This window comes from Litorivicinus lipolyticus (assembly GCF_009650135.1).
GTDB classification, from domain to species: Bacteria; Pseudomonadota; Gammaproteobacteria; order Pseudomonadales; family Litorivicinaceae; genus Litorivicinus; species Litorivicinus lipolyticus.
On record NZ_CP045871.1, the window covers coordinates 2,285,683 to 2,300,711 of the forward strand.

14 protein-coding genes are annotated in these 15,029 nt (G+C 61.1%); 7 read left to right on the plus strand and 7 right to left on the minus strand.

The window, feature by feature from the left end:
* Positions 1-2: 2 nt before the first annotated feature.
* The 6 genes from sufC to GH975_RS11710 all read left to right on the plus strand — a co-directional run bounded on the left by sufC (position 3) and on the right by GH975_RS11710 (position 4,963).
* Positions 3-749 (plus strand): Fe-S cluster assembly ATPase SufC, encoded by a 747-nt coding sequence (gene sufC, locus GH975_RS11685; RefSeq protein WP_153714692.1) that lies wholly within the window; start codon positions 3-5, stop codon positions 747-749.
* Positions 746-1,945 (plus strand): Fe-S cluster assembly protein SufD, encoded by a 1,200-nt coding sequence (gene sufD / locus GH975_RS11690; protein ID WP_153714693.1) that lies wholly within the window; start codon positions 746-748, stop codon positions 1,943-1,945. Before sufC ends, sufD begins: the two co-directional genes overlap by 4 nt.
* Positions 1,942-3,159 carry an aminotransferase class V-fold PLP-dependent enzyme gene (locus tag GH975_RS11695; protein ID WP_153714694.1) on the plus strand — a complete coding sequence of 406 codons (1,218 nt, stop codon included), beginning with the start codon at positions 1,942-1,944 and terminating at the stop codon, positions 3,157-3,159. Before sufD ends, GH975_RS11695 begins: the two co-directional genes overlap by 4 nt.
* Positions 3,156-3,722, plus strand: coding sequence for an iron-sulfur cluster assembly protein (locus tag GH975_RS11700; RefSeq protein ID WP_246164728.1), 567 nt, complete (start codon positions 3,156-3,158; stop codon positions 3,720-3,722). The genes GH975_RS11695 and GH975_RS11700 overlap by 4 nt, the downstream gene beginning before the upstream one ends.
* A 10-nt stretch (positions 3,723-3,732) precedes the next feature.
* Entirely contained in the window at positions 3,733-4,041 is a 309-nt protein-coding gene (locus GH975_RS11705; RefSeq protein WP_153714695.1) for a non-heme iron oxygenase ferredoxin subunit, read from the plus strand.
* Positions 4,042-4,132: 91 nt separating this feature from the next.
* Positions 4,133-4,963 carry an NUDIX hydrolase gene (locus GH975_RS11710; protein WP_170272641.1) on the plus strand — a complete coding sequence of 277 codons (831 nt, stop codon included), beginning with the start codon at positions 4,133-4,135 and terminating at the stop codon, positions 4,961-4,963.
* Here GH975_RS11710 and GH975_RS11715 read toward each other — a convergent pair.
* Both GH975_RS11715 and GH975_RS11720 read right to left on the minus strand, forming a co-directional pair.
* Complete coding sequence (locus GH975_RS11715; protein WP_153714697.1) at positions 4,937-5,239, minus strand: DUF6482 family protein; 303 nt, start codon at positions 5,237-5,239, stop codon at positions 4,937-4,939. The two genes, GH975_RS11710 and GH975_RS11715, sit on opposite strands and share 27 nt — an antisense overlap.
* Positions 5,240-6,187 (minus strand): MerR family transcriptional regulator, encoded by a 948-nt coding sequence (locus tag GH975_RS11720; RefSeq protein ID WP_170272642.1) that lies wholly within the window; start codon positions 6,185-6,187, stop codon positions 5,240-5,242.
* A 109-nt stretch (positions 6,188-6,296) separates the two neighbouring features.
* On the opposite strand from GH975_RS11720, the gene GH975_RS11725 reads away from it, so the two are divergent.
* On the plus strand, positions 6,297-6,755 hold the full coding sequence (locus tag GH975_RS11725) for a type IV pilin protein (RefSeq protein ID WP_153714854.1): 459 nt from the start codon (positions 6,297-6,299) through the stop codon (positions 6,753-6,755).
* On the opposite strand, the gene GH975_RS11730 is transcribed toward GH975_RS11725, so the two are convergent.
* From GH975_RS11730 to GH975_RS11750, 5 genes are read right to left on the minus strand one after another with little or no spacing between them, the layout of a single operon-like run.
* Positions 6,752-12,301 (minus strand): pilus assembly protein, encoded by a 5,550-nt coding sequence (locus GH975_RS11730; RefSeq protein WP_153714699.1) that lies wholly within the window; start codon positions 12,299-12,301, stop codon positions 6,752-6,754. The genes GH975_RS11725 and GH975_RS11730 overlap by 4 nt on opposite strands.
* Positions 12,301-12,765 carry a pilus assembly PilX N-terminal domain-containing protein gene (locus GH975_RS11735; protein WP_153714700.1) on the minus strand — a complete coding sequence of 155 codons (465 nt, stop codon included), beginning with the start codon at positions 12,763-12,765 and terminating at the stop codon, positions 12,301-12,303. Before GH975_RS11735 ends, GH975_RS11730 begins: the two co-directional genes overlap by 1 nt.
* A complete protein-coding gene (locus GH975_RS12200; protein ID WP_153714701.1) occupies positions 12,762-13,793 on the minus strand; it encodes a PilW family protein in 1,032 nt (343 codons plus the stop codon). Before GH975_RS12200 ends, GH975_RS11735 begins: the two co-directional genes overlap by 4 nt.
* Complete coding sequence (gene pilV / locus GH975_RS11745) at positions 13,790-14,392, minus strand: type IV pilus modification protein PilV (protein WP_153714702.1); 603 nt, start codon at positions 14,390-14,392, stop codon at positions 13,790-13,792. Before pilV ends, GH975_RS12200 begins: the two co-directional genes overlap by 4 nt.
* Entirely contained in the window at positions 14,386-14,913 is a 528-nt protein-coding gene (locus GH975_RS11750) for a GspH/FimT family pseudopilin (protein WP_153714703.1), read from the minus strand. Before GH975_RS11750 ends, pilV begins: the two co-directional genes overlap by 7 nt.
* Between the last annotated feature and the right edge of the window lie 116 nt (positions 14,914-15,029).

Consider the following 15,029-nt stretch of genomic DNA (forward strand, 5'->3'; position numbering starts at 1 on the left):
CCATGTTAGAAATTAAAAATTTGCACGCCCGTGTCGGCGACAAACCGATCTTAAAAGGCATAAACCTGAGCGTTGGCGCCGGTGAAATCCACGCCATCATGGGCCCCAATGGTTCGGGCAAGTCAACGCTGTCCAGCGTGCTAGCCGGCCACGGCGACTACGAAGTCACCGACGGCAGCATCACCTACATGGGCTTGGACCTGCTGGATCTGGAACCCGAAGAGCGCGCCCGTGCCGGCATCTTTCTGTCCTTCCAGTACCCGGTCGAAGTGCCCGGCGTTAAGAACATTTACCTGCTCAAAAGCGCCCTGAATGCCAAACGCGCTCACATGGGGCTGGACGAAATCAACCCGATTGAATTCTTGAAGCTGGTTCGCGAAAAACTGGCGCTGATGAAAATGGACGAGAGCTTCCTGCACCGAAACATTAACCAGGGTTTCTCGGGCGGCGAGAAAAAGCGCAACGAAATTTTGCAGATGCAACTGCTGGAACCGACCCTGGCGCTGTTGGACGAAACCGATTCTGGCTTGGATGTGGACGCGCTGCGTATTGTCGGCGAAGGCATTAACCACCTGCGTGCGGCGCACCGCTCGTTTGTCATGGTGACCCACTACCAGCGCTTGCTGGACCACGTAAAACCGGACCATGTGCACGTCTTGGCCGACGGCCAAATCAAAGCCAGCGGTGACTTCACCTTGGCCATGCAACTGGAAAAAGAAGGCTATGAAGGCCTTCTGAAAAGCGCATGAGTGCACTTGAAAGCCTGCAAGGGCTCAGCCGTAACGCCGCCGCCGGCGACACCTTAGCCGCCATTGGGTTGCCGACGACGCGCCTGGAAGGCTGGAAGTACCTGTCGCTGCGCGCGCTTGAAAGCACCGCGTTCGCCGCACCCCGTGCCACCACCGCCACCGGCTTAACCGATCACGACGTGCCCGGTTTTCAGGCCGCGCGTTTGGTCTGGATTAACGGTCAATTTATCAGCGCCCTGTCCGATCGCGTCGATGGCGTCCACATCAGCGATAACGCCCAGGAATGGGACCGGGTTCCGGCCGCACGTGATGGCTTCAGCGCCGCCAATGCAGCCGCCGCGCAGCTGATTCAAATCAACATTGCCGCCGGCATCAGCATGCCACTGCACTGTTTGTTTTTGTCCGTCGCCGAAGACGCCCCGGTTGCCGCGCAACCGCGCATCCAGTGGCAGGTCGCCGCCAACGCCCAACTGACGGTATTGGAACAGCACGCCGGTGGTGCCGGCAACCTGGTCAACAGCGTGCAAAGCTTTGATATCGGCCGTGATGCCGGCGTCACACGCTACAAGTTGATGAGCGCAAAGAACGATTACAACACCGCTCAAACGCGCGCCGACGTCGCCGAAAACGCCCGCTTTGAAAACCACTTCTTGGATTTAGGCGGTCGCTTGCACCGTGACGAAATTCAGGTCGCGCTGAACGCAGCACACGCCTTTACGCGACTCAACGGTCTGTATTGCGTCAACCACCGCGAAGTGTCCGACAGCCACAGCCGGATCGAGCACAGGGTCCCGGATACGCGCTCGGCCCAGCACTACCGGGGCATTGCCGACGGTCGCGGCAAAGCCGTGTTCAACGGTTTGGTGGTGATCGAAAAGGACGCGCAGAAAAGCGCAACCGAACAGAAAAACGCCAATTTGCTGCTGTCCGACAAAGCCGAAATCAACCCCAAACCGGAACTCCAGATCCACGCCGACGACGTCACCGCGTCGCACGGATCGACGGTCGGCAACCTGGACGAGGGCCAGTTATTTTACCTGCGCCAGCGCGGCATCGGGTTGGCCCAGGCACGCGCCCTACTGACCTTTGCGTTCGCCGAACAAATCGCTGAGGCGCTGCCCTCCGAGGCCCTGGCCGGCGCCATTGAAAAGCGCTTGGCGACGACCCTGCCGGCGGCCGAGGTCGTGCTGGCATGAGTTTCGACGTCGAAGCGATTCGCGCACAGTTCCCGATCCTGTCGACCCAAGTCCACGGCAAACCGCTGGTGTATTTGGATTCCGGCGCGTCCAGCCAAAAGCCCGAAGCGGTGCTGGATGCCATGGATCACTACTACCGGCACACCCACTCCAATGTGCACCGCGGTGTGCATGAGCTGTCTCAGCTGGCGACTGAGGCCTACGAGGCGACCCGGACCAAGGTCGCGAACTGGATTAACGCCGCCAGCGAGCGCGAAGTGGTGTTCACCCGCGGCACCACCGAGGCCATTAACTTGGTCGCTCAGACCTTCGGCCTGCGGCTGACGGCTGGGGATCGCATCTTGGTCTCCGAACTTGAGCACCACGCCAATTTAGTGCCCTGGCAAATGCTGGCCCAGCGCAGCGGTGCGGCCTTGGTCAAAATCCCGGTCATGCCCAACGGCGAATTGGACCAATCCGTGTACCGCGCGGAACTGGCCAAGGGCGCCGCACTGGTCGCGATCTGTGCCGTGTCCAACGCTCTGGGCACCCGCATTCCAGTCAAGGACATGTGCGCTCAGGCCCGGGCCGCCGGTGCCGTGACCTTGGTCGATGGCGCCCAGGCGGTGCCCCACGACCGTGTCGACGTCCAGGCCCTGGGCTGTGACTTTTATGCGTTTAGTTCCCACAAAATGTACGGCCCGACCGGCATTGGCGTGTTGTACGGCCGCGAAGCCGTACTCGAAACGCTGCCACCATGGCAAGGCGGCGGCGACATGATCGATCACGTCACCTTCGAGTCCAGCACCTATAACGTGCTGCCCTATCGTCTGGAAGCCGGCACGCCATCCATCGCCGAAGGCATCGGCCTGGGTGCGGCCATTGATTGGCTGCACAGCTTTGACTTTGATGCCGCCGCGGCCCACGAGCAGGCGCTGTATGACTATGCCAGGACTGAACTGGCAGCCATCGACGGCTTGCGCTTAATTGGCACCGCCGGCGCGGCCTGTGGCGCGATCAGCTTTGAAATTGCCGGCATCGCCGCATCCGATTTGGGCACGTTGCTCGACCAGCAAGGAATCGCCGTGCGCACGGGCCATCACTGCGCCATGCCAGCCCTTCAGGCCATGGGCGTCAACGGCACCACCCGCGCCAGCCTGGGCATCTACAACACCCGTGGCGACATTGACGCATTGGTCGCCGGCATTGATGTCGCCATGGGCATCTTGCTGTGAGTCTACTGAGCCAACTTAAGGCCGGTGATCCGCTGCGCGCGCAATGCGTAGTCGCGGCTAACCGGGTGCCGGCCGGCACTGCCACCGAATTGCCGGCCGATGCGCTGGTCAAGGTGACCCAGGCGCTGGGCGAAAGCTTGACCGTGGAATACCAGGGAAACCTGTACCGAATCGCTAGCGAAAGCATGCCAGCACTGGGCGTACGCCCACCCGAGGCGGCCGCTGCGGTTGCCGATGTGGCCGCCAACGACGAGGCGATTTTGGCCGCCGTCGACGCCCAACTGCGGACCTGTTACGACCCTGAGATACCGGTCGACATCGTCGAGTTGGGCCTGATTTACGAAAAGCGCCTGTCGCAATTATTGGATGGTCGCACCCACCTGCGTGTGCTGATGACGCTGACCGCGCCCGGCTGTGGCATGGGCCCGGTGATCGTCTCGGACATCAAACAGAAACTCGATGCACTGCCGGTCGACGTGGTCGATGTCGAGCTGACGTTCGACCCGCCTTGGGACCGCTCACGCATGTCTGAAGCGGCGGCTCTTGCAACCGGAATGTTTTAAGGAATTAACCATGTGGCACTCCACTGCACCGGCGGCGGATATCGCGCCGGGTGATTACCAGCGCTTTGACTTCGACGAAGCGGTTATTTTGGTGTTTAACCTAGACGGCGAGTTCTTTGCCCTCGAGGATCGATGTACCCACGATGATGCGGAACTGGACGGCGGCGCCATCGAAAACGGCTGTATCAAGTGCCCTCGCCACGGCGCCTGCTTTGATATTCGTACCGGCGATGCTAAATCCGCCCCCGCCTACGAAGCCACCGATCGCTTCGACACCCGCGTCAACACCGACGGCATCATCGAGGTCGACCTCAGCTAACCCGCCCGATGGGGTGTCGCGACCGGAGTCAGAGCGGTGTAAACTTGCGACCTATGCTGATGATACTGCCACCCCAACACGACGCCACCGCATGCTGAGTTTGTCAGCATTAATGGCCCATATTACCCGGGCCAACAACGGTGCCAGCTTACCCGGACAAACTCCCTGGTACTTTCGCGGCGAAGCCGTCGGTCACTTGGCGCCCGCCGCGGTCCCCTTAGCCTCCCAGCATTTTGGGCCGGCCTTGGACGCCCAAAACAGCGACCAACTGGACGCGCTATGCAACGACATCCGCGACCAGATTGCCACGCGCTGGCACACCGAAGCCTTTGGCCTGTACACCTTGAGCGACCAGCGCATGGTCGCGACCGTGCCGCGCGGCTGTGTGCCCTACCTGGGCATCCAGGCTTTTGGTGTGCATGCCAATGGATTTGTTCGCGAGCATGGCGAGCTAAAAATGTGGGTCGCCAAACGCAGCCAAACCAAGCCGACCTTTCCAGGGCAATGGGACAACATGGTCGGCGGCGGCCTGACCGCCGGCATGAGCCCGGACGATGTGCTGGCCAAGGAAGCCGAAGAGGAAGCCGCGCTGGATATGAGCCGTGCGATATCGGTTCAGCCCGCGGGCATCCTGAGCTACTGCCATGCCAGCGACGGCGGTCTACGCAACAATGCGTTGTACCTGTACGACATCGAAGTCCCTGCCGGCTGGACCCCGACGCCCAACGACGGCGAAGTCGAACGCTTTGAGCTGTGGGATATGCCGCGACTGCGAGCCTGTATCGAGCACACCTGCGACTTTAAATACAACTGCAACCTGGTAATCATGGACTTCATGCTGCGCCACGGCGTCATTGACGCCAATGAACCCGGTTACGAACGCCTTAAAAGCGCGCTAAACGAGCGGTTTCAAGCCGCTTAAATCCATCGGGGTCTTCATGAATCGATCCGCCGGCGCCAACGGCTCATGGCCGATCACTTCGTCATAGGCACATTGGTGCACCACCTGCGCCGACTCGAACCCCATCGACGCCAACACCGTACCGGCGGCGGTCGCGCTTTTGAATACTCGGTTGGCGCCACCGGCATCCTTTAACAGGCCGAGCCCGTTAATCCGGATCAGGTAAATAATGCCCTCATTCGCCAGAATATCTGGGACTGTTTGGCCCGCACTGGCGGCCAGTTCCGTTTCAGTCATCTAATAGCCCTCAATCCCCTGGCGCAATTCGGCCAGGTAGTCACGCACCGCATGCAGACTGTTTAAGTAGGGCGAGTGCAGCTCTTGCAACAACGGCGAATTTTCGCGCACCGCAGCCCCGCCAATGAAAATCGGAATATTGTCCGGCAACTGGCGGCGCAACCGGCGCAATTCACCGGGCAAGCGCGGATCATCCGCCGGATAGGTAATCGACAGCCCGACCGCCATCGCACCACTGGCGACCGCAGCCACGGCGATCTCGTCGGCTGGAGTATTCGGGCCCAGGTAAATCGGCATCCAACCTTCGCTGGCACAGGTCACCGACACCATCAGCGCGCCCAATTCGTGCAGCTGACCACTCGGCGTGGTGATGATGACCCGCGGCGCCTCTTGGTATTCAACGCTGGCGGGGCGCATCGCGCCCAAAAAAGTCCGTATTTGCGCGGTCGCCATGTGCTCGTGGGAGATGCGCAAGCTGCCCTCGCGCGTACCTTCGCCGATGCTACGCAGCAACGGCGCGACCACATCCTCCATCAGCGTCGGTGAGGTGAACTGCAACGAGCCGCGGTACAGCAACGCATCCAAGGCCGCCGGGTTGTGCTCGCGAATGGCGTCCATCATCGATGCGCGTAGCGCTTCCACCTCCGACCCGTCGGGCTGCTTGACGGCCTCGACCGCCGCTACCATCGGCTGATCCTGGCTAATCAGTTCGGTCAATTCCTGGCTGCTGTAACCGGCTATGTCGCTGATACGCCGGCCGTTGTCGCTGGCCCGTTTCAACAGTTTCAGACGGTCCACGTCTTTGTCGCTGTATAGGCGTCGTCCAGTATCAGTCCGGGTCGGCTCAACCGCTTGGTAACGTTTTTCCCAGGCCCGAATCAACTCGGGCGATAGGCCGGTGTATAGCGATACAACACGGATTGGATGGCGGGCATTGGCTGTTGTCATAGTGCTAGAGTACGCGCGCCCGACTGTCCTAGACAAGCATTGAACAGAAAGGTCCGACGCCAGCCGCACGAATTGACGATAAAGTGACCCCCAGACACGAGGGAAGCACATGATTAAGCAGGGTTTTTCGTTGATTGAACTACTGGTGGCAGTGGCCATCATCGGCATCATCAGCATTTTCGCGATACCGGCCTACCAGAACCACATTAACGACCAAATCGAGCAGCAAGCACAGCAAGCACTGCTGGACATCGCCGGTCGCCAAGAACAGTTTTATGCCGACTCACGGGCCTATGCCTGCACCTTGGCGGCGCTGAACTACAGCTTGCCCGGCGACGTCAGCACGCACTACGCGCCGACCCTGAGCACCTACCGCGGACCGATCCCGGCCAGCGCCGGTTGCAACCAAGGCACCGCCGGAGTGCCCTCCTTTACGATCGCGTTAAACCCAGCTTCATCGGCGCGCTTGGTCGGTTACCCGGCGATCCTGGTGGATGCCCGTCGCGGTAGCCTGGATGACAACGACGCCAACGCCCTGCCCGGCGCCGGCGACACGCCCTGGGACTAATTTTCCAACTCGCGATACCAGTACTCAAGCTGGATGCCCAGGCCATTCATCATTGAACTTTGGGTAGTCAGGCCGTCAGCGTTAATCAGCTGGCGGACCTCGCCGTCCTGAAAGATCAGGGCACTGCTGTCGACGTAACCCCGGGCCTTGGGCCCAATGCTGGTTTTGTACAGGTAGCTGTCGATTTGACCATCGTCATTGCTGTCGACCCCAATCACCAGCGGGCTCCCGAGCTTAGAATCAAACACCCGCAACTGACCCAATCCGGCCGGCGTACAGGCATTCAAGGTCGCCGTCGGTGTCCAGGTCGGCAGCGTGGCCACCCAGTTAAATACCTGGACCGACCCGGTCGCCTTTTCACCCTTGGGGAGTGGCGCCGCCCAACCGGCAACGGCGGCATTGCCGATGCTGGCGTTGGCGGCGGTCAGCAGCGTTTGATCGGCACTGGTAACGTTATCGGTGCTGGGGGTTAGCGCGGTTTGGAAGCTGTTACCGGCGCCTCCAAACACCCAGGCCGCATTCAGGTTACCGCTGGCGTCGACGATCGAGCTGTCGGCCGGATCAATCGACTTGTTGACGTCTTTGATCATGAACAGGTAATCCTGGGTTTCCTGTAACAGCGGCAACTCCTGTTGCCCAGTACCAACCAGGACCATGTTGTAGTCCTTGTGTTTCAGCGCAGCCGGCGGGTAATAAATCGCCCGCGCCAAATCGACCTGAGTCATGTCCGCATCTGCCAAGCGCTGATCGCCGGTCAGGTTTGCCAGATGGCGCACATTCCAGCGCGTGGCATCCATTCCCGAAAAGTTGATCCGCCAAACCTGGCCGGCTAAATCGCCTAGATAGGCGGCGTCAAAGAAGCCTCGCGTGTCCAAATCCATGTTCAGCGCGGTCAAGTCGCTGGGGATGGCGCTGTCCATGGCGCCCTCGTCCGTGCCATAGGCCGTGTTCGAGGCGTCCCAGGTGCTGAAGCTGTTGCTGACCCCGGCCACCGTTGACGGACCGAACCAGCGCACCAGTGCGCCCGTTCGCAAATCGACGACGTAGACCCCAATACCCATGCTGGCGTCCTGGTTGACGTTTGCCGTGCGCGGATAGGTGGCGGTGTCGACCCCGGCTGGGTCTTCCAGCTGTTCGTAGGCTTTATCGAACACCGGGTCATAGCCACCGGCGAAGATGGCGACCGGCTTGTGGACCCGCGCGTTGTCGTGGTAACCGCGCAACTTGCCCAGGCTGGGTTTCGACCAGGTCTGGCCGAGCAATCCAAAGGCCCCGCCGCTGTCGGCATCGATCTTCCATTTGACCTTGGGTTGCAACCGGTCCGACACGTCCAGCGCGTAATACGCGCGCCCCCCACGGCGAAGGCCAAACATCAAGATGGCCTCGTCGCCGTCGGCGCTTTGGACCACGCCGTTGGGCCGGTTATCGCCACTGTTGGTGACATCGTCCAGGTACAGCGCCATCGGTCCGTCGGCCAAAATTAGGTGCTCCCCTTCGGGGTTTTGGTAGCGTGCTTCCAGGCGCGTTTGTGCGCCGCCGGAGACCGCGGTGCACCCAGTGTTCGGACCGGCGGCATAGGCACAAAACGCTTCGTCGACCATAAACGACCACAGCTCGGAGCCGCTGGCGGTGTCGACCGCGCGCAACAGACCGTCATTGGACAGGTAAAACAGCGTTTGTTTGCTGGGGGTTGCGGCGCCGACATCGTAGTGCAGCACGACCGGGCTGGAGTGCAAGATATCCCCGTGCGGCCAATCCAATAACCCGTCCGTGCTGGGGTCAATGCCGCGGGCGATCTTGGTTACTGCGCTGGTCTGGGTCGCGTCCAAACCAAACCGTGTCGCCAGCGCTGAAGCGTTGGTCGCGGTCAGGTGATTGGCCGCATTCGACAAATTCGCCACCGCCGTGTTGATGCGCGCATAGACCTTGCGATTGGCCGGGGTCGCCAGGAAGTCTTCGATCAACTGCCACCCGGTGCCGCCGGCATCGCCCTTGCCGCCATCGGCATACTGGACATCATCGACGAAGCCATCGTGGGTGTCTTTGCGCAACACCAACTCTTCGGACGTGGTGCCATCATTATTGGTGACCACTTCGTAGGCCTGCAGGCCGACTTGGGTGCCGGTGCCCGCCTCGCGCGCCAGCAAACACTCGGTCACCGCAACATCGGCACTGCCGTCGTTGTCCAGGGCCTGCTTAACGCTGTCCGGCTGCGAGCACATCAACGAATCCAATTCGCTGTCGTCGGCCACCTGGGCCAGCGATTCTCTGTGTATCTGAAAGCGCTTCAAGGTCCCGCGCCAGCCGCGTTTAGTGGTCGGTTCAAAGAACGCCATGTAGACGTCCTGACCGGTCTCGGCACGGTCACCCGCATTGATACCCACCGCCGGGGCCGAGCGCACAGGCGTCCAGCGGCGGATGCCTTGGAGCGCGCCTTGGATCGCGTTTTTCAGGCTTTCAGCCGAATCGGCGGTGTAGAAATCGCTGTCGTCCTCGGCGAAGGTCGCCGACTTGACCAGCACTTCAGAATTCACGCCCTGGAACCCAATCACGAAATTCGACACGTTCTGGATACCCGGCCAGGCCGCGGTCGGGATCAGGTCCGCGTTGTTCATAAAGTACGTGAGCTCGTCCAGCCAGCTAAACCGCTCAACGTTTTGCAACCGCTGAATCGCCAGGTCCGGGTTCGGTGACGGCGCCGTCGCATCGGCGTAGCCGGCGAACTGCTGCCACGGTGATTCGCCCGGAGAGCCGACCGCGCCACGCACGCTGACCGTGTCGGTCGACTGATTGGTCGCAACTTTCAGGTTGTCGCTGCGGGTGTACGACAGCGCGGCAATTTCGGTGTTGGCGTCACCGTCAAACTCGGGGTCGCCGTCGGTGACTAAAATCGAGTAGTTCTTTTGACAAAGCGCCGGATCCGCCTCGGTCGGGTTGTCCGACATCGGGCTGCGATAATTGCCGTCGCCCAAGATGGCGCGTGGATCGTGATTGCCATCCCCGGTGCCGTTCAGCGGCGTCGAACCGGAAAAATACAGCGCTGCCTCGTACATGGTCTCGGCCAACGGCGTCGATGAATCGGCGGTGACATTGGCGATCGTCGTCAACAGCGCCTGGCGGTTGCTAATGCTGGTGTTGGCCGGGTAGTCGGCGTCCATGTCCGCCACGGCAAAGGCGACCTTACCGCCCTCGGCATTGCCCACATTGTCGGCGCTGTTGAACACCATCAAACCGAAGCGCACACCGGCGCTTTCGCTGATGACTTGGCTGATGGCTTTTTTCGCCACACCCAAGCGCGACATGCGCCCGACCGGGTGACCGCTCGGCCCTTTGACGCCAAAGCGGAAATTCAAATAGTTGGCCGAGTAAACGTCGACCGACTGCGGCGTGGCGGTTTGGCTTTGGTAGTTGATCGGCATCTTGTAGCCGGCATTATTGGTGAACGTGGTTTCCCAAGCATCCGAATGGGTTTGGCTGGAGACGTAACCCAGGCCGGCATTCCAGCTGTTGGATGAACGCTTTAAGCCCTGGTTGTCGCCGTCGTCATAAAGACAATCATGCGTGGTTTCCCAGCGCACCTGACGGCGCGAGTAATAGGGGTATTTGACGTCATTGACGGATTTGCTGTTGCACGATCGGTTGTAGCGGCAGTTCGAGCCGGCACTGGCGCCGTCTAGGGTGTTGCACGACTGGGCAGTGTTGTTCGTGGCCCGGCACGCAGCGCCCTCGTCCGAGGCCTTGACCCAGTTGGTTTGGCCCTGGGGGCCGGTGGTGACTTTGCTGTAATCAATGCCGCCAACGCCCAAACCGGACGTCATCACACAGCTGCCGCCGTAGCCGTATTGGACGCCCTGTTCGTTGGTAAAGTAGTCGCGGTTTTGCCACTGCCACACTGAATAGGTGGTCCAAATATTTTGGGTGCCGCCCTCAAACTGGCAACTGCCCTGGGCAAAGTTGGTCCAGTTGTTCGAGTCTTCGCAAAAGGCCTCGACCACCGATTCATTTTGAGCCACATAGGTGGCGCCATTGTTGGCGCCGGTGCGGGTGTTGACGACATTGCGACCGGCGATGCTGGGGCAGGTCGGGCCGGGCAGGTTAACGTCCTTGGTCCACAGGTCATCGTAGTAAAACCACGGCGCGACAAACTGCGATAAATCCTTGTCGCCGTTGGGCAGGGTCGGCAGCGCCGACCAGTTTGACTGATAGGCATACCAAAATGGTCGGTGGGCCCAGCCTTGCAGGGTTGAGCTTGCGCTAAAGCCGGGGTAGGTATCTTCCAGCCACCGGTAGATCATGCGGTTGGCGGCGGGGCTGGTGTTGCTGACGTTGGCAATCGAGTCCAACCGCGAGGTGCCCTGGTAACCACCGCCATCGGCGCGCAGCGGCGCCCAAAATGCGCTTTGGCTGGCCTCCCAGGTCTCGCCCGAATCCTTGAAGTTGTTGCTATTGGTATCACCCCACGGCCGCGCCCGGATCGGCAGGCGCTGGTTGTTCATGTAAATATCAGCCAGGGGATGCTGCAGGTTGCCACGGCTGCTGTCGTTTCGCGGCCAACCGCTGGAATTGAAGGTCGTGCTGTTAACGCCCACCGGCGCGCTGCCACCTGGGAAGTCCGATTCGTTGACGGTGTTAACACCGCCATAGGGCTCCCAGCGCAGCCAGCGTTTGTTGCGGTAAACGCCCAGTCCTGGACCGGCTTTTAGGTCGTTGATTTCGGTCTCGGTGAAAAACGCACGCGGCGACAACACCCCGGCTTCTTGGAGCGAGCGGCGTGAGCCGACGCAGCGGTTGTGGTTGTTACCGTAGCCGGCGGAATACGAATTCGGATCACGGAAGTTGGTCAGCGCGCGCACGCCCTCTTGCATCCAGTCTTCGCCGCGCCAGTTATTCATCGACAGCGAGGCCAAGCGCTTATCGTGCTCGTCCGTACCGGCCGGCAACCACCACAGATAGCGACGATCGTAGTTACGCAAGGTTTCGCGATCCGCCCAGTCGGTGTATTCATCCGCCGTGCCCGGCGCCATCACCTGAGTGCCACGGGGCCATGCCCGGACCCAGTTACGGAAACCCTGCGTGGTGCAATGATCTTCGTCGGCCAATAGGGCGTCGACTTCGGTGATTTCAGCCGTTGTGGCAACACCTGCGGTATCCGGCGTACAGGGCGCGTCGGCAAAAAAACCCATGGGGTTTTGTGACACGCCCTGGGCATCCCGCGCGCCGTCCCAGGTCGATGCATCCAAGACAATGTCCTGAACGTCGTATCGATCCTCGTTGCGGTCGTTCCACAGGTATTCGACGTTGGGGTCATATTCCCCCGGGTATTCTTTCCAGCCGTCCGGGGCCAGCATCGACTGGGAGTTATCCAGCACCAACAGCACGTTGGGCTCAACCACCCCGAGCGCGGACTGGGCGAAATCGCTGCGGCTGTATATATCGGTGTCGCGCGCAAAACTCGGCGCACTGACGCCGGCCGCCAATAGCGTGGCAACAGTCAACCCCGAGGCCAAGGACAGGCTCAACAGTCGAGCCACACACAGTTTATTCATCAGTAGTTACACGCATCAGGCGGCGCTAAACGCGAAGCGCCGAGGTTAATTTGAGCACGGGTGCCGGTGGCATCCCCCGTGGCCGTGCTTTCAATGTTGAACCACACACGCTTGGCGCCGGCGCCCATCATGTTGCCGCTGCCGGTGCTGCCGTCATCACCGCAAAACAGTTCGCGCACAGTGATGTCGATGGTGTCGGTGTTGAGCATGGCCGGATTGCCGGCCAAGTTTTCGACGTCGTAATCCTGTCGCACCATGCCCGGCTGCAATTCATCCGGCGCCAGTCGCACAAAGGCGACCAGCCCTTGCTCGGCGTTTTCCCGGGTCTCGCTGAGCCATTGGCGCGCACTGGTGATCGCCAAGTCCGTGCGCAAGGTGGTCGACATGGCCACCCCAATTAGTGACAGAACGGTCAAGATCACCAGCGTCACAATCATGGTGCTGCCGCGCGCGGACCGCTTCATAAAATCCGATTCCGTAAATTGTAGGTGCCGCCAAACAGGCTGCGATTAAATTGGCAGGCGCCGGCATCCGTGCTGTCCGTGCAATCCCAGGTGGCGCCACTGGGTAGCGTGTAGGACGACGTATCCGTGCCGCCCCGCGCGCTGGTTTCACGAACCACCAGCGCCAGCCGAATCGACACCGCCCGCGACCAGTCAATGCCGGCACTGTCGTGCGGCGCGTAGCGATCGATTTGGCCGTTGGCATCGGCCAGGCCGATCAAGTAGTCAACCCGCTCGACGCCACTGACCAGGGGCTCTTCGATCATCGCCGGCTGGGTGCCAAGCATCGTAAGGCGTTGGCGCACCAGCATCGGCGTCGGGTCATCGCCGGCCGTACAGGTGGCCCCGGACCCGCTGGGGTTCGAGCACGGCCGCACATAATAAATCGCCGGCTGCCAGCGCATCACTTCGACCGGACCGCCGTCGGCATAGACGCGGTCTTCGAAGTTGGTCAGCAGGGCTTGGTAATCGGTATTACCAAAAAACAACGAGCCGCCACCGGGGCTGGCCTGGACGTAGTAGCTGTCGTTAGGCAGCGGCGCCGATGCGTTATTCGGCGGTACCGGCACACCGTCAACACTGCGCACTTCCAGCACCGGCGAGGTCAGGTCAATGTTGGTTTGGGCAATACAATCGTACGCGGCATTAGCGGCGGCGGTGTTGGCGAAACTGCGCACCTGCAGCGCCGGCCGCGTTTGGGTTGAATCCAGCACCGTGCCCTGGCAGCGGTTATTCGCAAGCCCAGTCGAAAAGCGCGCCACCAGTGGATCGTCACCGTCCATGGTGCCGTAAAACCCCGCCAGTCGAATGTGATTACCCAGGATATCCAGCGCCACTCGACTGTTTTCCTGCAGTGCGGTTTTCGCCGTTTGATCGCGCAGCTGCTGTGAATTGGTGCTCAGCAGCGTCATCGCCGCAATTACGATCAGGCTACCCAGCAGCAGCGAGATCATCAGCTCGACCAGCGACAGACCCGATTGCGGCTTCATGGCAGAGCCACCTCCAATACCGCCATGCGCCGCGACAGTCGCGATGCGGCACCGATAAAGGTGTCGTCACCGCAATCAATGGCCGCGAACAACGCGCCGTTAACGCCCAGATCAGCGGTGTCGCTCATGCCTTGCCAAACCACGGCAATCCGCGCGCGCTCCGGGATGCCGGCGACCCGATTAATACAGCCGCGCGGGCTGTTTAAGCCCAGCTCTCCAAAGCGCCCCGCCACTAACCCGTCCCACCAGGCACGGTCGTATTCGGCCATTTGCGCGGCACTGCAGCCACTGCCGGCGGCGGATGCGGCGCTCAATGCGCAATCCGGCACGGTCGCGCCGATGGCGTCGAATTCCGTCCCCGCGCCGACCGCAACCGGGGTGATCGCCCCGCCCGGGGCGACATAGTTGGCGATCGCCGCCGGGTTGACCCGAATGCGATCGGCCATTTCCTCGACATAGCGCAGGGCCTCGGCTCGCTGGGTGCTTTCGGTGAAACTGCGTTGGCCGTTACCGGCCAAGGCGACAATCCCCAACATCCCCATGCCCAACAGCAGCAACGACACCAGCACTTCAATCAAGGTGAACCCGCGATTCAACATGGGTTACCCGCCGCGTCGACCAAGCTGCGGCCGTTGGCTTCGATGACCTCTGGCCGGCCGGCCAAATTAATTCGGATTTCGCGAACGCGGTTGTCGCTGGCGGTCGAGGGGTCGTCGTGCCAGCCAACCAGGATCGCGTCCAACAGGGTGCCGCCGGTGCGAACCAAGCGCCCATCGGCGCGATAGGTCAGCTGGGTCGCCAGCGCGGCATCGGTGGCGCACATCACCAGTGCGCCGCCAACTGGACCGGTGCTGCGCAGTGGCTCGGCCATGCCTGCACGAACGATCGTCCATCCATTGGCCCAATTACCGCCGACCGCGGTGACTGTGACCCGGGTATTACCCCGGGCCGCCTCGCCACGCGCAAACACCAGGTCACTCATGAACGTCTGGGCGGTAGTACGCGCACGCTGTTCTTGGACGAACGGCCGCATGCTGGGTATCGCCACCGACAGCAAAATTGCCGCCACCGCCAACACCACTAGCGTCTCGATCAATGTAAAACCACCCTTGTATCGCATTACCGCCTACTTAAAACTGAAGCCGTCTATGGCTATCCTACAAAGATAGTCGTCCAGCGCTGGTTTGGACGCCCAGTTGCGACCGAGGTACTAGAACTCGGAAATGAGGAGACCAC